General features: G+C 37.6%; 22 protein-coding genes and 1 tRNA gene. 20 read left to right on the top strand and 3 right to left on the bottom strand.

Features of this window, described 5'->3' with window-relative positions; all coding sequences use genetic code 11:
• The first annotated feature begins 1 nt into the window (after window position 1).
• The 5 genes from BUA88_RS03285 to BUA88_RS03265 all read left to right on the top strand — a co-directional run bounded on the left by BUA88_RS03285 (window position 2) and on the right by BUA88_RS03265 (window position 5712).
• The gene (locus BUA88_RS03285; RefSeq protein WP_072912683.1) at window positions 2-595 is read left to right on the top strand and encodes a regulatory protein RecX; all 594 of its coding nucleotides are present in this window, start codon (window positions 2-4) and stop codon (window positions 593-595) included.
• A gap of 195 nt (window positions 596-790) precedes the next feature.
• Window positions 791-2344, top strand: a complete 1554-nt coding sequence (gene rny / locus BUA88_RS03280; protein WP_072912679.1) for a ribonuclease Y — start codon at window positions 791-793, stop codon at window positions 2342-2344.
• Window positions 2345-2393: 49 nt separating this feature from the next.
• The gene (locus BUA88_RS03275; RefSeq protein ID WP_083572368.1) at window positions 2394-2936 is read left to right on the top strand and encodes an NUDIX hydrolase; all 543 of its coding nucleotides are present in this window, start codon (window positions 2394-2396) and stop codon (window positions 2934-2936) included.
• A gap of 296 nt (window positions 2937-3232) precedes the next feature.
• On the top strand, window positions 3233-5227 hold the full coding sequence (locus BUA88_RS03270; protein ID WP_072912673.1) for a methyl-accepting chemotaxis protein: 1995 nt from the start codon (window positions 3233-3235) through the stop codon (window positions 5225-5227).
• Window positions 5228-5259: 32 nt separating this feature from the next.
• The gene (locus tag BUA88_RS03265) at window positions 5260-5712 is read left to right on the top strand and encodes a chemotaxis protein CheW (RefSeq protein ID WP_072912671.1); all 453 of its coding nucleotides are present in this window, start codon (window positions 5260-5262) and stop codon (window positions 5710-5712) included.
• 129 nt (window positions 5713-5841) lie between these two features.
• Here BUA88_RS03265 and BUA88_RS03260 read toward each other — a convergent pair whose 3' ends face one another.
• Window positions 5842-6873 carry a 3-deoxy-7-phosphoheptulonate synthase gene (locus tag BUA88_RS03260; RefSeq protein ID WP_072912669.1) on the bottom strand — a complete coding sequence of 344 codons (1032 nt, stop codon included), beginning with the start codon at window positions 6871-6873 and terminating at the stop codon, window positions 5842-5844.
• A 2-nt stretch (window positions 6874-6875) separates the two neighbouring features.
• Window positions 6876-7736 carry a shikimate dehydrogenase gene (locus tag BUA88_RS03255; RefSeq protein WP_072912667.1) on the bottom strand — a complete coding sequence of 287 codons (861 nt, stop codon included), beginning with the start codon at window positions 7734-7736 and terminating at the stop codon, window positions 6876-6878.
• A gap of 141 nt (window positions 7737-7877) precedes the next feature.
• Between BUA88_RS03255 and BUA88_RS03250 the strand changes: the two genes are divergently transcribed.
• The 15 genes from BUA88_RS03250 to BUA88_RS03185 all read left to right on the top strand — a co-directional run bounded on the left by BUA88_RS03250 (window position 7878) and on the right by BUA88_RS03185 (window position 24566).
• Window positions 7878-7951, top strand: a tRNA-Arg gene (locus BUA88_RS03250).
• 33 nt (window positions 7952-7984) lie between these two features.
• Window positions 7985-9262, top strand: a complete 1278-nt coding sequence (locus BUA88_RS03245) for an SH3 domain-containing protein (RefSeq protein WP_072912664.1) — start codon at window positions 7985-7987, stop codon at window positions 9260-9262.
• A 66-nt stretch (window positions 9263-9328) separates the two neighbouring features.
• A complete protein-coding gene (locus tag BUA88_RS03240) occupies window positions 9329-10063 on the top strand; it encodes a pseudouridine synthase (RefSeq protein ID WP_072912662.1) in 735 nt (244 codons plus the stop codon).
• A complete protein-coding gene (gene ligA, locus BUA88_RS03235; protein WP_072912659.1) occupies window positions 10063-12066 on the top strand; it encodes an NAD-dependent DNA ligase LigA in 2004 nt (667 codons plus the stop codon). The genes BUA88_RS03240 and ligA overlap by 1 nt, the downstream gene beginning before the upstream one ends.
• Window positions 12067-12394: 328 nt before the next feature.
• On the top strand, window positions 12395-13825 hold the full coding sequence (locus tag BUA88_RS03230; protein WP_159430876.1) for a GGDEF domain-containing protein: 1431 nt from the start codon (window positions 12395-12397) through the stop codon (window positions 13823-13825).
• Complete coding sequence (locus BUA88_RS03225) at window positions 13818-15497, top strand: GGDEF domain-containing protein (protein WP_072912653.1); 1680 nt, start codon at window positions 13818-13820, stop codon at window positions 15495-15497. The genes BUA88_RS03230 and BUA88_RS03225 overlap by 8 nt, the downstream gene beginning before the upstream one ends.
• A 61-nt stretch (window positions 15498-15558) precedes the next feature.
• On the top strand, window positions 15559-16482 hold the full coding sequence (gene metA / locus BUA88_RS03220) for a homoserine O-acetyltransferase MetA (RefSeq protein WP_072912649.1): 924 nt from the start codon (window positions 15559-15561) through the stop codon (window positions 16480-16482).
• 280 nt (window positions 16483-16762) lie between these two features.
• Entirely contained in the window at window positions 16763-17833 is a 1071-nt protein-coding gene (locus tag BUA88_RS03215) for a DUF5688 family protein (RefSeq protein WP_072912646.1), read from the top strand.
• A 33-nt stretch (window positions 17834-17866) separates the two neighbouring features.
• Window positions 17867-18796 carry a replication initiator protein A gene (locus tag BUA88_RS03210; protein WP_072912643.1) on the top strand — a complete coding sequence of 310 codons (930 nt, stop codon included), beginning with the start codon at window positions 17867-17869 and terminating at the stop codon, window positions 18794-18796.
• The gene (locus BUA88_RS03205; protein WP_072912639.1) at window positions 18789-19610 is read left to right on the top strand and encodes a ParA family protein; all 822 of its coding nucleotides are present in this window, start codon (window positions 18789-18791) and stop codon (window positions 19608-19610) included. The genes BUA88_RS03210 and BUA88_RS03205 overlap by 8 nt, the downstream gene beginning before the upstream one ends.
• Window positions 19570-20502 carry a ParB/RepB/Spo0J family partition protein gene (locus BUA88_RS03200; protein ID WP_072912634.1) on the top strand — a complete coding sequence of 311 codons (933 nt, stop codon included), beginning with the start codon at window positions 19570-19572 and terminating at the stop codon, window positions 20500-20502. The genes BUA88_RS03205 and BUA88_RS03200 overlap by 41 nt, the downstream gene beginning before the upstream one ends.
• A gap of 9 nt (window positions 20503-20511) precedes the next feature.
• Complete coding sequence (locus BUA88_RS16580; protein ID WP_278335514.1) at window positions 20512-20634, top strand: hypothetical protein; 123 nt, start codon at window positions 20512-20514, stop codon at window positions 20632-20634.
• Window positions 20635-20673: 39 nt separating this feature from the next.
• Window positions 20674-21153 carry a PcfB family protein gene (locus BUA88_RS03195; protein ID WP_072912631.1) on the top strand — a complete coding sequence of 160 codons (480 nt, stop codon included), beginning with the start codon at window positions 20674-20676 and terminating at the stop codon, window positions 21151-21153.
• A complete protein-coding gene (locus BUA88_RS03190) occupies window positions 21150-22895 on the top strand; it encodes a VirD4-like conjugal transfer protein, CD1115 family (RefSeq protein ID WP_072912627.1) in 1746 nt (581 codons plus the stop codon). The genes BUA88_RS03195 and BUA88_RS03190 overlap by 4 nt, the downstream gene beginning before the upstream one ends.
• 66 nt (window positions 22896-22961) lie before the next feature.
• Window positions 22962-24566: a hypothetical protein gene (locus BUA88_RS03185; RefSeq protein WP_242939568.1), complete on the top strand. Its 1605-nt coding sequence runs from the start codon at window positions 22962-22964 to the stop codon at window positions 24564-24566.
• Window positions 24567-24683: 117 nt separating this feature from the next.
• On the opposite strand, the gene BUA88_RS03180 is transcribed toward BUA88_RS03185, so the two are convergent.
• Window positions 24684-24970 (bottom strand): IS3 family transposase (locus BUA88_RS03180; RefSeq protein ID WP_143151393.1); only part of this gene is annotated, 287 nt, incomplete at its 5' end.

The following is a 24970-nucleotide window of genomic DNA, read 5'->3' as shown; positions in this document are numbered from 1 at the left end:
TATGGAAATTACATCTCTTGTTAAATTATCCAAGGGAAGAGCAAAAATCTGTCTCGATAACGGGACAGATTTTGTTCTATATAAGAAAGAATACGAAAGCTATGGAATAGAAGAAGGTGCAGATTTATCTCTTTCAGATTATGAGGAGATTTGCAGGGAGATTCTTATTCCCAGATGTAAAAAGCGTGCACTTCATCTTTTGGAAAAGCAGGATCGTTCCGAGAAGAATCTCAGAGATAAGCTAAAGGAAGGCGGCTATTCTTCGGATATCATTGACATCGCCATAGATTATATTAATGATTATGGATATTTGGATGATGCCCGTATGGCGGCCAGTTATGTTCGCTTTTATCAGGATTCCCGTAGCCGAAACAGGATTCGTCAGGACCTTATGGGAAAGGGCATTTCATCTGATGTTATAGAGCGTGTTTTAGAGAAAGAATACACTGCAGATGAGCAAGAATTGATAAATCGACTCCTTGAAAAGAAGGGATATGACAAAGAAAATGCCACTTATGAGGACCGAGGAAAGATGTATCGATTTTTGGCAGGCAGAGGATTTTCATCTGAATCAATTGGTAAATCATTAAGTTGAGATTTAATTAAGTTTAATTTTATTTAATAGAATTGAAGTAAACCTAATTCATGCCCAGACTACTATATATAGTATACATTTTCTTGACATGAGCCCATTATAAAGTTAAACTAATTGTGTTGAAGTTTATAAATGAGAGCATTTTAGCTTTTATTTTATATTCAAATTTAGAAAATTATATAAGGAGGTGCTCCTGTGAACGTTGTAACGGTAATAGTAATTTGCCTTATCGTTGCAGTTGTCGCAGCTGTTGTTACACTTTTTGTAGCCAATAAGCATCATGAGACTCAGGGCAAGAATAAGGTAGATTCTGCCGAGGCTAAGGCTCGTGAGATTATCGATGAGGCTGTAAAGAGTGCGGAGGCCAAGAAGAGAGAAGCTATGCTCGAGGCAAAAGAAGATGCCATGAGACAGAAGAATGATCTCGACAAGGAAATCCGTGAGCGCCGAGCAGAGATTCAGCGCAGTGAGCATAGAATTTCTCAGAAGGAAGATAACCTTGAGAAGAAGCTCGAAGCGGCAGAGAAGAGAGAAGCTGAATTCGCTCGTCAGGAACAGCAGCTTAACAAGCAGCGAGAAGAGGTTGCAAAGCTTAATCAGCAGCGTGTACAGGAACTAGAGAGAATCTCAGGACTTACCTCCGAACAAGCAAAAGAACAACTTTTAAAATCTGTAGAAGAAGACGTCAAATTAGACGCAGCAAAGCTTATTAAGGAAAGTCTTACTCAGGCTAAGGATGAAGCTGAGAAGAAAGCACGTGAAATCGTTGTTAGCGCTATCCAGAAGTGCTCAGCAGATCACGTTGCAGAGACTACTATTTCTGTAGTACAGCTTCCTAATGATGAGATGAAGGGACGTATCATTGGTCGTGAGGGTAGAAATATCCGTACACTTGAGACAATGACAGGTGTAGAGCTTATCATCGATGATACTCCAGAGGCAGTTATTTTATCTGCTTTCGATCCAGTTAGACGTGAGATTGCACGTATTGCATTGGAGAAGCTCATTGTAGATGGTCGTATTCATCCAGCCAGAATTGAAGAGACAGTTGAAAAGGCTAAAAAGGAAGTAGAACAGCAGATTCGCGAGGAAGGCGATGCAGCCGCTCTCGAGGTTGGTGTTCAGGGTATTCACCCAGAGCTTCTTAGATTACTTGGAAAGATGAAATTCAGAACTAGCTACGGTCAGAATGTTCTTAAGCATTCTATCGAGGTTGCTCAGTTATCAGGACTCCTTGCTGCAGAGCTTGGGCTTGATGTTAGAGTAGCTAAGCGTGCTGGTTTGCTCCATGATATTGGAAAGGCAGTAGATAGAGAGCAGGAGGGTACTCATGTACAGCTCGGCGCAGATCTTTGTCGTAAGTACAAAGAGTCTCAGACAGTTGTAAATGCTGTAGAGGCACATCATGGCGATGTAGAGCCAGAAACACTTATAGCTTGTATTGTACAGGCGGCTGATACTATCAGCGCAGCTCGTCCAGGTGCTCGTAGAGAGGCTATGGAGACATACACAAACAGATTAAAAGAATTAGAAGAAATTTCTAACAGTTTTAAGGGTGTTGAAAAATCTTTTGCTATTCAAGCAGGTAGAGAGATTCGAATCATGGTGGTTCCTGAACAGGTTACAGATGCCGATATGGTCATCATGGCGAGGGATATTTCAAAGCAGATTGAGAATCAGCTTGAGTATCCAGGACAGATTAAGGTTAACGTAATTCGTGAATCACGAGTTACAGATTACGCGAAGTAATTACTGGGCGGCTGGTTTTCCAGCCGCTTTTTTAATGGAGGCAAATAATATGGAACAGATAAAACGAATAGATCGTAAATTAGTTCATAGCGGTGCTATACTTGATTTTTATGAGGACACCATGCTCCTTCCAAATGGAAATACAGAAAAATGGGATTTCATAAGCCATAGAATGGGCGCAGCTTGTGTGCTTGCAGTTAAGCCAGATGGAAAGATTCTTATGGTAAGACAGTTTAGAAATGCACTTGATAGAGAGACACTTGAGATTCCTGCAGGTAAAAGAGATTCTGTAAATGAAGATACAGCTATTTGTGCAGCAAGAGAGCTTGAAGAGGAGACTGGTTACAGAGCCGGTAAATTAGAAAAGCTTTTGTCACTTAAATCTACAGTAGCTTTTTGTGATGAACTGATTGATGTTTATCTTGCTACAGAACTTGAAAAGGTGGGAGAGCAAAAGCTGGATGAATCTGAAGAGATAGATATTGAAGCATGGGATTTAAGGGATTTGCTGGATATGTGTTATTCAGGAAAGCTTCAGGATGCAAAAACAGTTGCTGCAATTATGGCTTATGCAGTAAAAGCGAGCAACTAGTGATTTGCACTGTATCAACTAGTGGTTTATGGAGATTGAAGACATAGTTCTTTGATCTCTATTTTTTTACCTTGAAAACAGGAGTTTTTTTTAATATTTGGAAAATTTATTGTGCATTATCACAATATAAAGCCTATAAGAATTTGTGACATATTACCATATTGTACTTAAATAAAAACAACAAATAGTTATAAAACCTGTTATAATCTCAAAATGTGTTCACAAAAATAACACAAATGCATTTTTGTTTTTTGGTTTTAGGTTAATGGTTTTTGGTTTATTTTTTGGAGGTTTATATGAAAAAGACTAAGAAGACCCTTTTTTCCAGTGTAAAGACAAAGCTTATTGTTGCTATGATTGCTTTAGCAGCTATTCCACTTTTAGTAGCAACATCAATTAATTATAATTCATCTAGCAAGTCTGCTATACATGGCGCTAAGGAGCAAAATGAGTGGTCTGCATGGTATTTGCAGGCAGCACTTAACACTATTTTCGCACAAGGAGAAGCTGCGTTGAATACTATTGCTGCTTCTCAGGATACAGTAGATTTTCTTCTTAATCAAGAGAAGGCTGAGAATGTTAAATATCAGATGCAGTACATCAATTCAAAGATTAACGACGGTAATGCAATCACTCTTGTAAATACTCAGGGACAGATGGTTCTTAGAAGTGATGACAAGACTCTTTCTGATGTATCTGCCAGAGATTATTTTCAGGGTGCTGTAAAGGGTGAGACAACAGCTTCAGAAGTAATGGTAAGCTCTTCTACAGGTGTTAGAAGTATTTGCATTGCAGTTCCTGTTTTTCAGCCAAATACAAAAAATGTTGTTGGTGTTTTATATAGAAGTTATGATTTAGCACAGCTTCATGATGTATTAGTAGATGCAGGCGGATCATGTTTTATTGTTGATCAAAACGGAACTATTGCAGCTACTTCTACTATGGAGATATCAGCTGAGGATGAGCCAATCGTTATTGCTGATGCACCTTTCGTAGGCTCTGATGAAGAGTCTGGTACTTTTGAAAATAGTGCTATGGGTGAATTAATGTATACATCATACGTTAAAGAGCCTATCACTGGTTATACAGTATGTATGAATGTTCCTGTAAATCAGGTTCTTATGTCAGCTCGTATGAGTGCGCTTACAACTAATGTACTTGGATTAATTCTTATTATCATTGGTGGTGTTGTTGCGTTCTTTATTGCTCTTGGATTTACAAAGCCGATCCTTGCAGTAAATGATTCACTTGAGGCTCTTGCAGAGGGTAGATTTAAGACTATTGACAAGTTTACAAAGCGTAATGACGAACTTGGTCACATTGTAAATTATACAAATACAGTTATTGAAAAGCTTTCACGTATTGTTGCAAGTATCATGGATTCTTCATCTAATGTTGGTGAGTCTTCAGAAGAGTTATCAATGATGGCAGATCAGATTAATGCTACAGCAGAAAGTGTTGCAGTCGCAGTTCAGCAGATTGCAAGCGGTGCAGTACAGCAGGCAGAGGAAATCCAGTCTGCAGCACAGAGCACAAATCAGATTACTAATGCTGTTGAGAACGTACAGGGCTCAACAAATGAGATGACAACACTTGCAGATAGAATGAAGAATGCATCAGAAGCTTCAAGCTCATCACTTGCAGTTCTTCAGAATACAAGCAGTGATATGACTATTAAGATTGAGGAGATTGCTGAAAAGATTTCTTCAACTCAGAATGCTGTAACAAACATCAATGAGCGTGTAGAGGGTATTTCTGGTATCGCAGCTCAGACAAACCTTCTTTCACTTAATGCTTCTATCGAGGCAGCCAGAGCTGGTGATGCTGGTAAGGGCTTCGCAGTAGTAGCTGAGGAGATTAGAAAGCTTGCTGATGATTCAGAAAGCCTTGCACAGGAAATCAGAGTTCTTATGGATGAGCTTTTGGCAGAGGCAGAACAGGCAGTTAGCGCTGCTACACATGTAATGAATGGAAATATTGAGCAGCAGAAGGCTCTTGGTGAGGCTCTTGATACAGTTCAGGGTATGCTTCAGGATATCGATGAGACAGTTCAGAGTGTTACAAAGATTTCTGGCGAGGCTAATACATGTGTTTCTTCAAACACAGTAGTAGCTAATGCTATGTCTTCACTTTCTGCTATTTCAGAAGAGAATGCAGCATCTTCAGAGACAACTGGTGCTTCAGTAGAGGAGCTTTCTGCAACAGTTTCAACACTTGCAGAGTCTGCATCATACCTTAGAAATATTGCTGAGCAGTTAAACGATGAGATGAAGTTCTTCAAAATAGCTTAATATAAGTAGTTTAAAAGGAGGTTTCTATAATAATGAACGATTTAGTAGTTTTAAATAGAGTTGAAAATGAAGATAAGCAGTATATTGTATTCCATATCGATAAGGAATCTTTCGGTATTGATATTTCAGTGATTAACTCTATTATCATGGTCCCAGAAATAACAAGTATTCCAAAGTCTCCAGAGTATATGAAAGGTGTAATTAATTTACGTGGACATGTTGTTCCTGTAATGAGCCTTCGTAAGAGAATGAATTATGTAGAGGAAAATATTAATAAGGATACCCGCATAATTGTACTTAACCTTGAGAATGAAGAGATGATGGGAATTATCGTTGATGATGTAAAGGCTGTAATGAATATCGCAAACAGCGAGATTAATGAGCCTTCACCATTCCTCAAGAAAGAGGACAGCTTCATTAGTGGAGTTGGAAGAAAAGATGATGAGCTTATCTCCATCTTTGAAGTAGGTAGACTTACAGCATAAGGAAAAGCTCTAGTTACAAAAACACCCCTTGTTACGGCTACAAGCATTAGTGTTTCTCAGTTCAGTATAGAAAGCTTCACTTGAGAAACCTAAGAGCTTGATGCCTACAAGGGGCTTTTTATTATTTCTCTAATTTCTCTCTGCAATCGTATAGAGGAGATGACGAGTATCTTCCCAACCAAGACATGGATCAGTGATTGACTGTCCGTAGGTCTGGTTTTCTGAGATAGGCTGGCAGCCTTCCACAAGGTAAGATTCAATCATTACACCTTTAACTAATTTCTTAATTTCATTTGAGTGATTGCGATTATGCATCACTTCTTTTACGATTCGAATTTGTTCCTTAAACTGTTTATTTGAATTTGAATGATTTGCATCAATAATACAAGCTGGATTAACCAGATCCATTTCTTCATACATATTATGAAGGCGAATGAGATCTTCGTAGTGATAATTCTGTGTACTATTGCCATGCTTTGAAACCGCACCACGTAAAATTGTGTGAGCAAGTGGGTTACCTGTAGTGGTTACCTCGTAGCCAGAGAATGTAAAGTGATGTGGATGCTGTGCAGCATATACTGAATTAAGCATTACTGAAAAATCACCAGATGTAGGATTTTTCATACCAGATGCAACATCAAAACCTGATACAGTAAGACGGTGATGCTGATCTTCAACAGAACGTGCACCAATTGCTACATAAGAAAGAAGATCATCTACATATCCCCAGTTCTCAGGGTAGAGCATCTCGTCGGCAGCAGTAAGTTCAGATTCTGTCATTGCACGAATATGCATCTTTCTCATGGCAATGAGGCCAGCGAGCATATCTGGAGCCTCGTTTGGATCAGGCTGAGAAGCTATTCCTTTATAGCCGCTGCCAGTTGTACGAGGTTTGTTTGTATAAATACGAGGAACAACTAATACTTTGTCTTTGATATCTTCGGCAACTCTTGAAAGCTTGCTGATGTATTCACAAACGGCATCTTCGTTGTCAGCTGAGCAAGGTCCGATGATACATAAGAATCTGTCATCTTTTCCTGTGATAATATCAGCCACTTCCTTATCACGCTGAAGCTTAAGCTGTTGAACCTTTTCAGGTACAGGTAACATCTCCTTTATTTCTTCTGGTGAAGGCATTTTTTTAAGATAATTAAAGCTCATTTTTATTCCTCTATTCTTTTAATTTTATTTTCAACTTCGACAGGCATTTCCTGGCCTGTCCAAAGTTTGAAGGCAGCAGCACCTTGATAGAGCAGCATATATTTTCCGTTCATAGTTTTACAACCAATTGATGCGGCATCCTTTAAAAGCCTTGTCATATCAGGATGGTAGATGGTGTCGCAAACAATCAGATTTTTATGAAGGAATTCCTTTGGAACGAGAGTAGAATCATCGTCGCCCATACCAACGTTTGTACAATTAATAAGTATATCACTTTCTTGCAACGAAAACTCTAAAATGTCCATATCTGCCATGTCATAAACAAAAACATCGCATTCAGTTGCTTTTGTTATCTTGTCGGCATATTCTACTGTATCTTTAAAAGTTGAATTTTTACGTTTGAAAATATTTATTTTTGACACACCTTCGGAAGCTGCCTGAGTGATAATAGAAGTAGCAACACCACCAGCTCCGAGCATAGTTATGGTTTTGCCTTTATATTTGATTCCACACTCAGTCATAGACTGTAGGAAACCAATTCCATCAGTTGTATAACCGCGAAGTTTACCATCAACATTTACTACCGTATTTACGGAATGAGCCAATGATGCAATCTCGTCTATTTCATCCAAAAGAGGGATGATTGCTGTTTTGAATGGCATAGTGCAATTAAAGCCACCGCAATTTACAGCCTTCAGTCCATCAACAACTCTTGGCAAGTCATCTGGTTCTACGTTAAAGGCCATGTAAGAATTATCAAGCCCTAAAGTATCAAAGGCCATATTATGCATGGCGGGAGAGATACTATGTGAAACAGGGTTTCCGAGTAAACAATATAATCTAGTGGAACCAATTGGATTCATACTTACATTACCTCCTAAAAATAAATTATTATGATTTTAGAACACTTTAGCACTTTTATCAACTAAAGTTTTCTCTAAAATTAAGGTTTCTTATTTGATGTGAGTACTAACTTGTGATACAATAAATCGGCAAGTTAATTAGTAGGCGTAGCGTAGTTGGATAACGCATCGGACTCCGACTCCGAAGACCGCCGGTTCGAATCCGGCCGTCTACAGTTCGAAGCCTACAATACTCACTGGAGGGGCACATGGATTTTCAAAAGATAAAAGATAAGGTTAGATATATAGCAGGAAATTGCGGTGATTTCATCGCTTTACATAAGAGATACTTTTTGGCAGGTTGCATTTTCATATGCATGGCATGTGTTTTATTTTTAGGTACTGGAAAATCAGCAACACAGGAAAAAACAGCTGAAGGTGTTTATAAGAATTACAAAGAAAACAAGAACGAAGAACTGGATAAGTTAATAAATGATTATTACAAAGCATATGCTTCTGGCGATACAGATTCACTTAAGAAGCTTGCAGATCCTGTATCAGATCAGGAAGTAAGTTATATTCAGTTTTACAGCCAGTACATCGACAGCTTTAACAACATTAAGATTTTCACAAAAGACGGTCTTGAGAAGGGCTCATACCTTTGCTCAGTCAGAGTAGATCTTAAATATAAGGATATCGAAACTGAAGCACCTGGTCTTGATTTCTTCTATGTTGAGACAAAGGATGATAAGCTTTTCATCAACAATATTTACGGTTCATTCAATCAGACTAATAACATCTACGAGATGGATACAGAGGTTTCTGATCTGATTTCTGTATTTATTCGTCAGCAGGATAAATTAGACAAGGAAGCAGAGGTTACTGAGGCATACGAGGATGCAATCGATAAAGATGCCAGCCTTGCAACATTCATGTCAGAGACACTTCCAGCTGCTATCGTTCAGTGGAATTCGGATTATCAGGTTCAGTTAGCTGCTGCGGCTGAGGAGGCTGCAAAGGCTGAGGAAGAAGCTAAAGCTAAGGCAGAAGAGGAGGCAAAGGCTGCTGAGGAAGCTGCCAAGGCAGAAGAAGAGGAAGCTAATTCATTTACTGGAAAGACAAATGCTAAGGCTAATGTAAGAGCAGAAGCTGATAAGAATAGTGAAAGACTTGGCTCTGTTCAGAAGGGTACAGAAATCACCATCTACGGAGAAGAGGGAGATTTCTACAAGTTTGATTACAACGGCACAAAAGCTTATATCACTAAGGATGCTGTAACAGTTTCTAATGGAGATGCCGCTGAGGAGACTCAGGAGGAAGAGACAGAGGAGACACCAACAGTTACACAGAGCTTTAATAAGGGTGATAAGATTAGAATTAAGTCTACAACAAACATTCGCTCAAAGATGGATACATCTTCATCAAAAGTTGCAGTTGCATATGATGGTGATGAAGTAGAAGTTATCATGAGCTATGCTGAAGGTTGGACAAAGGTTAAATTTAAGAACAAGGAAGGCTTTATCAGAACAGATTTATTATCTAAATAAGCTTATCTGCTGATAAATTAAGAATTTTATGGAGACCATGAACTTGGTCTCCATTCTGATATATAAATGGAGGCTTTAGTGGAAGAATTATACAGATTAAATAAATATTTGTCTGACGCAGGGGTGTGTAGTCGAAGGGCTGCAGATGCCGCCATTGAAGCCGGAGATGTTATGGTAAATGGGCAGCCGGCAGTTATGGGAATGAAAGTGTCTGCCGCTGATGAGGTTTTGTTTAAGGGCAAGCCTGTTTCAAATGTTGGAAAGAAACAGATTCTTATCGCTTATAATAAGCCAGCAGGAATTGTTTGCACAGCTGAAAAGCGTGAGAAGAATAATATTGTAGATCATCTGAATTATCCAGAGAGAATTTATCCTATCGGTCGTTTGGATAAGGACAGCACGGGATTGTTACTTCTTACTAATCAGGGTGATTTAGTTAATAAGATAATGAGGGCTGTAAACGCCCATGAAAAAGAATATGTTGTCACTGTTGATAAAGAGATTACAGCCGACTTTATAAAAAAGATGTCAGCGGGAGTTTATCTCGAGGAATTGGATACTACTACTCGAAAATGTCAGGTGAAAAAGCTTGGACCAAACAAGTTCAATATCATTCTTACACAGGGATTGAATCGTCAAATCAGACGAATGTGTCAGGAGCTTGGTTATAGAGTGCGCACCCTTAAGAGAGTACGTATTATGAATATTGAGCTCGGAGATTTAAAGGAAGATACATATAGGGATGTGACATTACACGAACTGAAACTGTTAAATAAAATGTTAGAGGGATCAAAGAATTAATGTTATTAGAAGAATATAAAAAATTAGTCGATACTATCGACTATCACATGGACAAATACTACAACGATGATGAGCCTGAAATTACAGACTTCGAATATGATCAGCTTATGCTTCAGCTTAAGGCTGCCGAGAAGGAGCATCCTGAGTGGGTAACACCAGATTCTCCTACACAGAAAATAGGTGGTATTGCAAAGCGTGAGGCAGGTGTAAAGGTTACTCACGATGTACCAATGCTTTCTATCGAGGATGTCTTTACTAAAGAGGACGTAGTAGCATGGGTTGAAAAGGTTAAGGCGGTTCATCCAGATGCAAAGTTTTCTGTAGAGGCAAAGATTGACGGTCTTTCTATGACTCTCAGATACGAGAAAGATAGTCAGGGAAAGTTAAAGCTTAAGCTTGCTGAGACAAGAGGAGACGGTCTTGTAGGTGAGGACGTTACAGAAAATGCGCTTGTTATTTCAGATGTAAATAAATATCTTGATTTGCCATATGAATCACTTCAGCTTCGAGGTGAAGTTTATATGTCTCACGAGGATTTTGACAGATATAACGAGGAGCAGGAAATTGCTGGAGGTAAGCTTGCAGCTAATCCTAGAAACCTTGCTGCTGGAACACTTCGCCAGCTTGATGCAAATATCACTAAAAAGCGTGGTTTGAAGATGTTTGTATTCAATGTTCAGCAGGGTCCGGATGAGCTTACAGAGAGTCATTGTAAGGGACTTGATATTTTGGACGAGCACAATGTGCCAGTTGTTTTCCATCGTATATGCGATAATGCAGAGGATATTTTATCTGTTATCGATGAGATTGGCGAGAAGAGAGAAGAGTTTGAATTTGATATAGATGGTGCGGTAGTTAAGATTGATCAGGTCGTATATAGAGCTGATTTTTCTACAAGTGCTAAGTACACAAACGGTCATATCGCATACAAATACCCACCTGAAGAAAAGGAGACAAAGCTTTTAGATGTAGAGCTTTCTGTAGGCCGTACTGGTCGAGTAAATCCTACAGCTATTTTTGAGCCAATTCGTTTATGCGGTACAACAGTTAGCCGTGCTACTCTTCACAATCAGGATTTTATTGATGAACTGAACATCGGTATCGGAGATACGATAGTAGTTTATAAATCAGGCGAAATCATTCCTAAGATTAAAGAGGTTAAGCACGATAAACGTCCAGATGGAGTTAACACATATAAGATTCCAAGTGTTTGCCCAGCCTGTGGCGGCCCTGTATCAAGGGATGCTGATACAGCAGATATGAAGTGCTCTAATCCTAGCTGTCCAGCTCAGTTAGAGCGTCATATTATTAATTTTGTATCAAGAGATGCTATGGATATTAGAGGATTTGGTGAAGTATATATCATCGACCTTGTAAGAAGAGGGTACATTAAGGACATTGCTGATATCTATTCTCTTAAGGATAAGCGAGATGAGCTTATTGAGGAGGGGATTATCGGTAAGGAAAAGAATACTGACAAGCTTCTTGGTGTTATTGAAAGCTCAAAGGAAAATGATGCTGTAAAGCTTTTCACAGGCTTTGGTATTCCTAATGTTGGAAAAGCTGCTGCAAAGGCGTTACTTGGACAGTTCAAGGACATCGAAAAAATCATGGAACTGTCAGAAGAAGAGCTTATGCAGGTTAATGATATTGGAGAAATCAGTGCCAAATCTATTTATGATTATTTGCACGACCCTGTAAATATTGACATTATAGGCAGATTAAAGGCTGCAGGTGTTAATATGGTAGAGGAAGAAAAAGAAGGCGCTACAGACAAGCTTTCAGGCCTTACTTTCGTAATCACAGGAACACTTCCTACTATGGGCAGAAAGGAAGCTCAGGAGCTCATCGAATTAAATGGTGGAAAGTGCGCAGGTTCTGTTTCTAAGAAAACTAGTTATTTAGTGGCTGGAGAGGCTGCTGGAAGCAAATTGGATAAAGCTAATTCATTAGGTGTTACAGTACTTGATGAAGAGGGCTTACTTTCGTTGATAAATAGTTAAAATATAACGTTTTTTTACATAAAAATACACATTTATACTTTATAATGTGCTTATGATGGAAAGAAGGCGTCAAATACTAATAAACAGGTACTTTATACTCCCAATGCTAATGATATTTATGATAGTAGTAGTGTTGGCATTTGGGGGTAAATGGTTTACCTCATCGTCAAACTTTTCAATCAGCCGTATAGATGATGGCTGGTCTGTTTTTCGTGGGGGTATAACCAGTAATGACGTGACTTTATCCAAATATAATATTGGAAAAAGCAAAAGAGGAGAGCGTATTTCCATTTCTAAATCATTTTTTATACCAGAGCACAATACACTAATGTTTAGAAGCAATTTGCAGGCAGTCGAACTTTTAGTGGATGGTAAAGTTAAGTATTCTTATGGTAGAGATGAATTAGAAAAAGGAAAATACATTCCTAAAAAATACAATATGGTTGATATGAACCCTCAACCTGGTAGGCATAATATTATGATTGTGTATACCATGGGTGAGGATAATTCTGTTGAAATATTATCACCGGTTTATTTAGGCCACAGAAGTTTATTAATGCAATCATTCTTCAGCTACAACAGAATTTCTATGTTTATCGGTAGCTTTTTGGTTGTCTATTCTTGCATTTTGTTTGCTCTGTCAATTTATCTTGCTTTTACCCGAAGAACGGCTTCTCAAATTTATATTGGTGCTAATTTTTCTATGATATTAGGATGCTATATCTTTGCTAGAAATGATATTTTATGGTTCATTGGTTCTCACGATGAATTTTTCTCTATGGTGGAGTATCTATCCTTCTATTGTATACCTTTGGCATTTTCAATTCTTTTGTATTCTACTCATCCAGATTTATTCAAAAGAAAACAGCGTATTTTTATTATTGTTAATATCGTATTTCCGATAATGTTACTTCTACTTCACGTAATTGGAATCCTTCATATAAACAGAATGGTTAATGTTGTGGGAGTGTTATGTTTTATTGAAATCATAGTTATTATGCCTCCTCTTTATGGAGCTATTGTAAAGAAGCAGAAAAGCAATGAGGAATCAGAGCTATATTATACGGTAGATGCTGATTATTACCTTGTGTTTGGCCTTATCACAATGCTTATTTTTTCATTTCTTGAAATAATTATTGGGGCTTTTTATAATCCTGATATTAATTTTACGGATACAAAACTATTCCCATCCTTAGATTTGTTGGAAATGGGAATGTTGTTATTCATGCTTTGCTATTTTGTATATTACTTTATGAATGGCATCAACCATATGAGTGCAGACAGAGTGAAAAAACAGTTGGAGGGCATGGCATACACTGATGCATTAACAGGTCTTTTAAACCGAGCTGCTTGCAATCAGTACTTTGCTACTTTGACAGGAGACTATACCATTGTCAGCCTTGATTTGGACAAGCTTAAAGTGGTGAACGATACCTTTGGACATACTGTTGGTGATAAGATGATTATCGCATTTACGAAGCTTCTAAGGGAAGTTTATGTAGATTCGGATATGATTGCAAGGACTGGTGGAGATGAATTTGTAGTTGTATATAAGAAAATCGATAGAGAAGCCTGTGAGGCCTGCGCCCAGGAATTGCAGGAAGAAATGCGCAAATATAATAAATATAGCAAGGATATAACACTAGGGGCATCTGTTGGTTTTGCCTATAGTGACGAGGTACAAGGGGGAAGATATAAGGATGTATTCGATAAGGCTGACTTACGCATGTACGAAATGAAGGGGGTGCATCATGGGTAAAAAAATACTTTATCTGGGAATCTCCTTTATATCCCTCTTAGTAATATACATCTTTGCTCATTATTTCTTTAAACCAAATAACTATTCAAATGTAGTTGTTTTGGATAGCGGGTGGGATGTTACTTACAATGGAAATCTTTATGAGGATGTGAAGCTATCTGAGCTTAGAAAGCTGATTGGGAATAGTACTTATAAAGGGGATATTATCACTTTAAAAAATGATAATGTTGATCTGGGCTATTTCATTTCTCCAACATTAATGTTTGATTCAAGACATAGTGCTTGGGAGGTGTATTGTGGAGATAAATTAGCAGGGCATAGATTTTTAGAGGAATATAAAACAGGAAAGTATATTGGCTGCGAAGTAAACTATGTGAGTTTGCCTAAGGCGCTTATATTATCCACAATTCAGATTACTCTTATGGTGACTGAGGATAATGCTTATGCATATTATCAGGCTCCGGCTGTAGGTGGCTACGTGGATCTGCTTATGTATAGCGTGTATAATCGCATGTTCATATATTTGGTTGGTGCGTTTCTTGTTGTTTTTGGAATAATGTTTTTTGCCGTTGCTTTAGGATTTAGAAGCAACATTCCGGAAGTGAACATGCAGATGTATGCTGCGTTAATGTATGTTGCTCTGGGAGTGTGGTTTTTGGCTCAGTTTAAGCTGGTGGATTTGTTCATTGAAACCAGCGGACATCAAACAGAAATAGAATATATTGCTTTGTATATGGTGGTTCCACTTATGTATATGACCATCGGCTGTATGAGAGACTACCTAAAAAATAAAGCGTTCCTGGTTTTCAGTATATGTGGTTCGATTATTCCGTTCTTATTAATAGCACTTCATTTTACAGGGCTTGTTCATATCAATAGGACACTGGGAATATATCAGCTGGATGCGTTAGTACTGATTGTATTTATGTTTGTTAAGGTCCTAATTAAGGATGCAAAAGCGAATTTGATTACCAAGTCCCAGTTTATTCAGGCGGTTGGACAAATCGGTCTGGCTGCAGCTTGTGTTATTAATGTTATCTTTTATTATCTAGAACTATATGGTATATGTGAACAGATAATGCTTTCTAAGTTGATTGTTCCTGTGGCTGCTATATTTATGGTTTTCGGAACAATGCTTAATTATTCAACCTTTATTTCAGAGTCTTTCGCTAGAAATGAAGAGTATTCTTCACTTGCACATCTTGCTTATGCCGATGAGCTGACAGGCTTGGCAAACAGATCTAGGTACGAGGCTTATATGGCTAAGATTTCTAAAAGCGAAGAGGATTATTGTGTTATCAGCATAGACCTAAACGGCTTAAAGGCTATCAATGATAATCAGGGACATCTGATGGGAGATAAATACATATCCGATGTAGGAGAAGCTTTAAAGGAAAGCTTTGGACATGTTGGCTTCATTGCAAGAACTGGAGGAGATGAATTCGTTGGTATTCTTACAGATAGCAGCATGGAAAAAGTAGATGAAATTATTGAAAGGCTGAATAGTTGTCTTGATAATATGAATAAATCTGACCCTAACATATATAGAAGTGCTGCTATTGGCTATGCTTTCAGACATGAATTTAAAAATGCGGATTCCAATCGAGTATATCTTATGGCTGACCAGCGCATGTACAAGAATAAAGAATTATTGCATGGCAGAAGAAGATAGGTTGTGTTATCATTAGTAAAGTTATTTATTGATTTTACTAGATGATAAGGAGAGGGTAAGTATGCCAATTAGAACACAAAACGATTTACCTGCTAAGGCAATACTTGAGCAAGAGAATATATTTGTTATGGACGAGAATAGGTCCACTCATCAGGATATTAGACCTATCTCTATTGGAATTCTTAATCTAATGCCATTAAAAGAAGCTACTGAGCTTCAGCTTTTACGTTCACTTTCTAATACACCTCTTCAGGTGGATGTAACATTCCTTACAGTAGGAAGTCACGAGAGCAAACACACAAGCAAGACTCATCTTGATACTTTCTATGAGCGCATTGAGGACGTGTACGATAGATATTTTGATGGTTTGATTATTACAGGAGCACCTGTAGAACAGATGCCTTTTGAAGAGGTGGATTATTGGAAAGAGCTTACTCATGTGTTCGAGTGGACTAAGACTCATGTAACATCTACACTTCATCTTTGCTGGGGATGCCAGGCAGGATTATATTACCGCTATGGTATTAATAAATATGATTTAGATGAGAAGAAATTTGGTATATTCCCACACAGAGTTCAGAACAGAAAGATTCCACTGGTCCGTGGATTTGATGATGTTTTCTATGCTCCACACAGCCGCCATACAGGTGTGCGCACTGAAGATATAGAAGCCTGTGACGAGCTTGTAGTATGTGCCAAGAGCGATGAAGCTGGCGTGTTCCTTTGCATGTCCAAGGATGGCAGCAATATCTTTGTAATGGGACATCCAGAGTACGACCGCTTTACTCTTGATAGTGAATATAAGCGAGATGTTGGCAAAGGATTAGAAATAGCTTTGCCAGAGAACTATTATCCAAATGATGATCCAGAGCAGAAGCCATTGCTTCAGTGGAGAAGTCATGGGAATATTTTGTATTCTAATTGGTTGAATTACTACGTGTACCAGAACACACCTTATGAGTGGAATAAGATTAGCGAGAAATAGCGTATTTATAAGGATTTTTGCTATTTATGTAAACTGTTATATCTTATCGTAACGTATCGTAAGTTGTCATAACTTGTGGTGTCAGAATGGCGTAAAATAAGCATTTTTGAAATGTATGTCGTGAGCAAATGGTGTCAAAATGGTGTCAATTTTTTTGACACCATTTGCCTTCCAAACTGAATATTTTTGTTACATAGAGTAGGTATTCTTTATTGAATAACTGCTCTTTTTTTGTCTCACTTATAGACAAAAATAAAATATTCATAAGGAGGTTAGTTATATGGACTACGAACAGTTCAAAGAGCAGTTCAAAGAAGACCTTAAGAGTAATCTTGAGGCAAAAGGGCATGATATCGCCAGTGTAGATATCGCACCTTCACAGAAGCTTAATCAGGATGGTTATGATGCAATTTCTGTTAAGCTTGAGAATTCCATGATGGGACCTAGCGGTAATTTCTCAAATCTGTTTGCAGCATATGAGAAAACAGATGATTACGACCTGGTCCTGAACCACGCGACAAGGATGATGGATGACGCTATTTCTAACATGCCAAGCTACGATGCAAATCAGCTTACAGATTATGATTTCATCAAGGACAAGCTGGTACTTGAAGCAGTAAATGCGGAAAAGAATTCATCACTTCTAGAGAAGGTTCCTCACAAAGATATGGAGGATATAGCGATTGTATATCGCGTATTGCTTGGACAGATGGATGATGGAATAGCATCAGTTGTGGTTACAAATGAGATGCTTGAAAAGATGGATATTACAAAGGAGCAGCTTCATCAGGATGCTCTTATTTCATCACCGGAGATCAGACCTGTGGAGGTTAATACTTTATTTGGAACAATTGCAGAGCTTATTCCGGATGCAGGATTTATGCTCCCTGCTGGTGGACCAGAAGATCAGATTCTCGTTGGAACAGTGGCGGATAAGCATCATGGAGCTGGTGTTATTGCTTATGAGGGCTTCTTGGATGAGCAGGCAAAAAAGATGGGAGAAGACTTCTATATTATCCCTTGTTCAATCCACGAGGTGCTTTTAGTACCTGAGTCTATGGCTCACGATATAGATTCACTTAAGGAGATGATATCCAATGTGAATTCTTGTGAGTTAGAGCCAGAGGACATCCTTTCGGATAATCTATATCACTATGATTCAAAGGAAAAGGTATTTGAGCTGGCAGAGAACTTCAAAGAGCGTATAGCTACAAAGGAGCATGAGCTCGATAAAGAGGCTGAGAAAGAATCTGCGGTTGGTAAGCTTAAGAAGACCCAGGATAAGGTCAAGGAAGCTCCAAAGAAGGAGCATAAACCAAAGTCTAAGGACAAAGGTGAAATGGCTATATAAGCCAAATAAAGTGAATATACGAGGTGGGATTTAATGTCTAAAAAGTATTTTTATGGTCGGCGGCAAGCTGACCTTTTTTCATTTATAAGAATTCCAAAGTTGTTACTAACGGGAAAAAGATATCGCAAGCTTTCCTGTGAGGCTAAGGTACTGTATGGTTTCCTGTTGGATAGGATGAGTTTATCTGCAGAAAATGAATGGTTTGATGATGAAGGTAGAGTCTTTGTTTACTGCACAATCAGTGAAGCTGCTGAAGAGGTTATTGGTTGTGGAGAGAAAAAGGCCTGCAGTGTATTCAAAGAGCTTGAGGAAATTGAATTAATTGAAAGAAAAAGGCAGGGGCTGAATAAGCCAAATCTCATCTACGTATTGGACTTTTCAGAGGAAGTGTCGGATGGACACTTCTGGAATTGTCCAAATGACAATTCAAGAAATGTCGATAAGTCAAATCAAGAATTGTCGGAAAGACAAACAAATAATACTAAGTTTAATAAAACTGAATTTAGTGATACTGAGTCTAGTCAAGTCTTGTCTAATGATGAAGGTTATGTAGATGAAGGACGGGACAGGACGAGACAAGACTTTGATAACTACTCCGCAATCAGATGTTATATTGCAAATCAGATAAGCCTGGATGCTTTGAGAGTTGATTATTCAGATAATCCTCTTGTTGATGAGCTTTATGAGTTGATTGTTGATGTAGTTACGTCATCTAAGAAGGAAATCGTTATTTGTGGAGAGAAAAAGCCAATGAGTATTGTTAGATCACAGTTTATGAAGCTGAATATGTTTAATATCGCATTCGTGCTGGAACGTCTAGAAGAAACAAAACCGAAAATAGGTAACATTAAATCGTATCTATTAACGACTTTGTACAACTCGCTGTTAACGACATCTTCTTACTACAGAACTCGTTGCAATAATGAAATATTTAGGAATGAAGGAGGGCTAACCAATGAGTAAGCCAATTGTTATGGCACTTGTAAATCAGAAAGGTGGGACTGGGAAAACCCAAAGTACTGAAAATCTTGGGATTGGTCTTGCTGCAGAAGGGAAAAAGGTTTTATTGGTTGATTTGGACCCACAGGGTTCACTTACCATCAGCCTTGGGTATCCACGAACAGATGAGATATCGGTAACAGTAAAGGATATTATGGCAAAGGTGCTTAATGAAGAGCGGATAGCTGTTGATGAAGGGATTCTTCATCACAAAGAAGGTGTCGATTTGCTTCCAGCAAACATAGAGCTTTCTGGTATGGAATTATCTCTTGTCAACTATATGAGTCGTGAAAGGGTTTTGAAAGAATATATTGATTCCGTAAAAACGAATTATGACTATGTGCTAATTGATTGTATGCCTTCGCTTGGAATGCTTACCGTAAATGCGTTAGCAGCTGCTGATCAGTTAGTGATACCAGTTCAGGCACAGTACCTTTCTGCTAAAGGTTTAGAGCAGCTTTTACAGACTGTTAGCAAAGTAAGACGACAGATTAATCCCAAGCTTAAGATTGATGGAATCCTCTTAACAATGGTGGATAACAGAACAAACTACGCTAAGGACATTAGTAATCTTATTCGTGAGACTTATGGCAGCAAGTTAAAGGTTTATAAAACTGAGATTCCACATTCAGTTAGAGCAGCTGAAATAAGTGCTGAGGGCAAGAGTATTTACGCTCATGACCCTAAGGGAAAAGTTGCAGAGGCTTATAGAGAGTTAACCAAGGAGGTATTGAAGAATGAAAGAGCGCGCAAACATTCAATTGACCAGTTACGATGATATCTTTGGCGGGGCAGCTAAGGAAGAAACAGCCAAAGTACCTGATGGTGATGTGGTTGTGCAATTGCCTCTTACAGAGCTTCATGCTTTTGAAGGTCATCCTTTTAAGGTAAAAGACGATGAAGATATGGCAAAAACAGTAGAGTCCATTCAGGAGTTTGGTGTTTTACAGCCAGCTATTGTAAGACCTGATCGAGATGGTTATGAAATTCTATCAGGACACAGAAGACATCATGCTTGTGAGATTGCAGGCCTTGAAACAATTCCTTGTATTGTTAGGGATTTGGATGATGATGCTGCGACCATCTTGATGGTAGATAGTAATCTGCAACGTGAAGAAATACTTCCTAGTGAGAGAGCTTGGGCATTTAAAATGAAATTAGATGCTTTAAAACATCAGGGAAAGATGGCGCAATTAACTTCGGACCAAGTTGGTCCGAAGTTGAGTACTGAGATAATTGGAGAAGAGGCAGGTATTTCTAAAACAAATGTTAAGAGATATATTCGTCTGACAAACCTTTGTCCTGAACTGCTTGATATGGTTGATGAAAAACGTATTGGATTTAATCCAGCTGTGGAATTATCGTTCCTAAATCCAACTCAGCAAAAAGACTTGTTAGAGGCTATTGAATACTCACAGTCCATACCATCTCTTTCACAGGCTCAGCGAATAAAAGCATTAGCCGTAGAAAATAGAATCACTCAGGAAGGAATGAACATCATTCTTTCAGAAGAAAAAAAGCAGGATGTAGACAGAGTCACCCTTAAGAATGATGTCCTTAAGAAATACTTTCCTAAGTCTTACACACCTCGCCAGATGGAGGATACCATTATAAAGCTGCTTGAACAGTGGCAGAAGAAACAACAAAGAAATAAAGATATGTGTTTGTAGGAGGTAACTATGATTCCAGTAGAAGTAGATTTAAGTTTTGACGAAAATCAAAAGAAAGCTGATAGGCTTTCAAAGTATCAGGAATTAATAAAACAGGATAAAGATAAAGAAGAAACAGATGCTAAGAATTAATATTTAGTATCTGTTTTTTAGTGGAGAGGAGGTGAGATTTTGCAGGAAGAGATAGAAGAGAAAACGGTCCGGCTGGCTATAACAGGTACTAGAATGACCATTAATGGAATTATGGCAGGTATTAGACTTTATATGCGGCATAGAGCTAATAAGAAGCTAGAAAGTATTGATAGCCATATCCAAGGAAAACAATCTATTGATGAGCTTATAAAGCAGAATCAAGGTGTTACCAGTATGGAGATTGGTGATAAAGGTATTAAAACCTTTGAAAGAATAGCTAAGAAGTATGGAGTGGATTTCGCAGTAATTAAAGATAAGAATCAAAATCCACCAGTATATACAGCCTTTTTTAAGGCTAGAGATACAGACGCTTTAGAAGCTGTGATGAATGAATATGGAGCCAAGATGGTTAGGAAAGAACAGAGGCCTAGCGTTCGTGAAAAGCTTAAACGTTTGGTTCAGAAGGTTAAGTCACAACCAAAGAAAACACGAACTAAGAAAAAGGAGCACGTTAGATGACAAAGCAGCAGAAGAAATTAATTCTGCTGAACGTTCCTTATGTGTTGATGGGATTATTCGCAACAAATCTAGGTGAAGCCTGGAGAATATCAGAAGGTATTGGAATATCGGAAAAGATTGATGGATTATTTCAGTCTCTTCCGATAGCCTTCTCGAATTTCTTACCAAGCTTTTATCCATTTGATTTGGTAGTCGGTATTGTTATTGGTGTTGTGATGAAGGTTGCTGTTTATGTGAAGGGAAAGAATGCTAAGAAATATCGTCATGGTGCAGAATATGGTTCAGCACGATGGGGAAATCAGCAGGATATAGAGCCTTTCGAGGCACCAAAGTTTGAGGATAATATCATCCTCACCCAAACAGAGCGACTGATGATGAGCAGCCGTCCTAAACAGCCAAAATATGCAAGAAATAAGAATGTTGTAATTACAGGTGGTTCTGGATCAGGTAAGACTAGATTCTTCTTACTGCCAAACCTTTTACAGATGCATTCTAGTTATGTAGTCACTGATCCAAAGGGAGATGTTGTTATCAAATGTGGTAAGACTCTTTTGAAGCATGGCTATAGATTAAAGATTTTTAATACCATCAATTTTGCAAAAAGTATGCATTACAATCCTTTCGAGTACATTCACTCTGAGAAGGATATTTTAAAGCTTGTTAATGCGCTTATTACTAATACAAAAGGTGATGGTAAAGAAGGAGATCAGTTCTGGACCAAAGCTGAAACACTCCTTTATACAGCACTCATTGGATATATCCATTATGAGGCCCCTGAAGAGGAACAGAACTTCAATACCTTGCTTGATTTCTTAAATGCCTGTGAGGTCAGGGAGGATGATGAGGATTATGAGAATCCAGTAGATATTATGTTTAATGAACTGGAGAAAAAGAATCCAAATCACTTTGCAGTAAGGCAATATAAAAAGTTCAAAATGGCAGCTGGCAAAACGATGAAAAGTATTTTAATTTCATGCGGCGCTAGACTGGCTCCATTCGATATTGAAGAGCTTCGCGAGATTACAACTTATGATGAATTGCAGCTTGATACATTAGGTGATCAAAAGACTGCATTGTTTCTAATCATGAGTGATACAGATGCTACATTCAATTTCCTCATTTCACTTATCTATACACAGCTTTTTAATCTGCTATGTGAGAAAGCTGATGATGTTTATGGTGGGAGACTGCCAGTGCATGTACGTTGTCTTATAGACGAAACAGCAAACATCGGCCAGATTCCAAACCTAGAGAAACTGGTAGCTACAATTCGAAGTCGTGAGATAAGTGCTTGCTTATTCTTACAGGCTAAATCTCAGTTGAAAGCTATCTATAAAGATCACTGTGATACCATTATAGGTAATATGGACTCACAGCTTTTCTTAGGTGGTTCTGAGCCTTCTACGCTAAAAGACCTGAGCCAGGCATTGGGTAAAGAAACTATTGATATGTATAACACTGGAGAAAGCAGAGGTAACAATCCTTCTTTTTCTACGAACTATCAAAAGACTGGTAAAGACCTAATGACTATGGATGAACTAGCTGTGCTTGATGGTGATAAATGTATCTTGCAGCTTCGTGGCGTAAGACCATTTTTGTCGGACAAATATGATGTCACCCAGCATCCACTTTACCATGAGACTGGAGAATATGATTCTAGGAATAACTTGGATATTGAGAAGTATCTTAAGGGTGGATTCAAGGTTAAAAGAGGAGAATTGTTTAATGTGGTGAGGATTTAAAATTATTTAAGCACTTCTTGTTGGCTTTATATGATATGATTAATATGGCTTGCGGAGGTGCTTACTATGAGTAAAAATATAATGAAATCGTATGATATTAGAGAAATTGAAAGAATAATTGATGATTATCACAAAAATCATCCTGCATTAACGGGAACTAAAGAACAAATTAGATATGAATTGCTTGCTACATATGGTGATTTATGTGTAATAAATTTTAAAGCTATGATGTTAAACCCATTCGCGATGGGGAAGATAACAGATTATATGGATGCATTAAACCAAGCCTTGATGTGGATTAACCAGGCTAGTTTAGATGATACTGATGAAAACTTAAGTTTTGAGCTATCTGAAAGAAGATATAAATTGCTCTATTCATTCCTAGATAAATATGCTTATCCATATTCAGTGATTTGTAGTGGATATATTTCATATTCTCGAAAACGATTTACTGCGGATGTTAAAAGAAAGAAAGTTATATTTAATTTGTCAAAAGAGAATGACACAGCTTGGAATGATATGCTTAGAGAAAGAATGAATACTGGAGACAATAATTTTCTTGAATTATTTAATCCAGTAAAGATATCAGTAGCTTTACAAAATCTGAGAGAACATGTTCATGTTGATAATGGTCAATTATGGTATGAAATAAATCATGATATATTAGAACCATTTTTAGAAATAGCATGTAATCAATGGGATGCTACAAAGACATTGCCTGAATACTGGCAATTTGATTTATTTTCTTTGGAAGAATATAGACAAACCTGGATTGATATTGCTGCGCTTTGTTATATACATTTTGGTAGTTTGTTTACTATAAAAGATCCAAAGGTAAGATGGGAAAATAGCATAATTAGAATTACAAAAGAAGATTTAGTCTCATTAATAGCATCAATCAATGGTTTAAAAAGAAAAGTTGTAGAAAACATTGTTGAATACCTTATTTATGATTACAAAATAAAGAATATGGATGTAATGTATCAGCCTATTATAGCATTGAGAAAACAAGGATTGTTAATTGCTCCGATGTTATTTATCGGTGCGAATCCAGAACGAAATCTTTTGTCGTTAGTTAGTTTGAAAAATAAGGATTATGAACATTCTAAAGAGGTTAATAATCTTGAAAATCTCATGGTGGAAAAAATCCAATCAGTGTTAAGTAAGAATTATTTTATAGTTAAACATAAACGACTTGGTGGACGATTGCCAGATATTGATTTAGGAATATATGATAAAGAATCGAATGTAATCTTACTATGTGAATTAAAGTGGTTTATGGCCGCTGATTCTAGTAAAGAGATATTTGCTAGGGAAGATGATATTACACATGGCTGCGAACAACAAGAAATGGTAATTGAGTATGCGACGAAAGATAAGCTAGATTTTATAAAAAAAGTATTTGGTGAATCAACAGAACAAGATGTGGATATTATTGCGTGTGTTGTTGCAAAGAATAATATTCGAACACAGAATGATAATATTCCGGTTATAGATGAATTAACACTTATAAATCTACTATCGAAAAAATCGTTGGGGGAGGTTTGTAGTATTATTAAAAATCACAAATATGAACTAGATATGCCAGATAATTGTTTAAAAACTCATAAAAAAGTTAGATATGCTGGTTTTACATTTGAAATACCAGCGCTCTGCATTGGTGATAAGTAAAAAGAATTATAGCGTTTTAGAATAATAACTATTATTAATAGACTAGTTTACATAGACCAGCGATTCTGGGGACGCCCAGATGATATGTACCCAGAATCCTGGACACATATTTATGAACTAGGCTGAACACATGGATGCTATCCTGTATTGTACAGGTGGCATCCATTTTGTTTTTGCCTGAATTCTTTTGTTATTGTAGTAATCTATATATTCTTCAACTGCCTTTGAGAATTCTTCAAAAGAAGAATAGTCTTTCTCATAACCATAGTACATTTCGTTCTTTAATCTTCCAAAGAATGTCTCCATTATACAGTTATCATAACAGTTACCTTTTCGAGACATAGATTGGATAATGCCATGCTCTTGTAAAGCAGTACGATAATAAGTATGTTGATACTGCCAGC

Source organism: Pseudobutyrivibrio xylanivorans DSM 14809, assembly GCF_900141825.1.
In the GTDB taxonomy this organism is placed as follows: Bacteria; Bacillota; Clostridia; order Lachnospirales; family Lachnospiraceae; genus Pseudobutyrivibrio; species Pseudobutyrivibrio xylanivorans.
The sequence above is the reverse complement of the archived record's forward strand: the minus strand, read 5'-3'. Positions and strand labels throughout refer to the sequence as shown.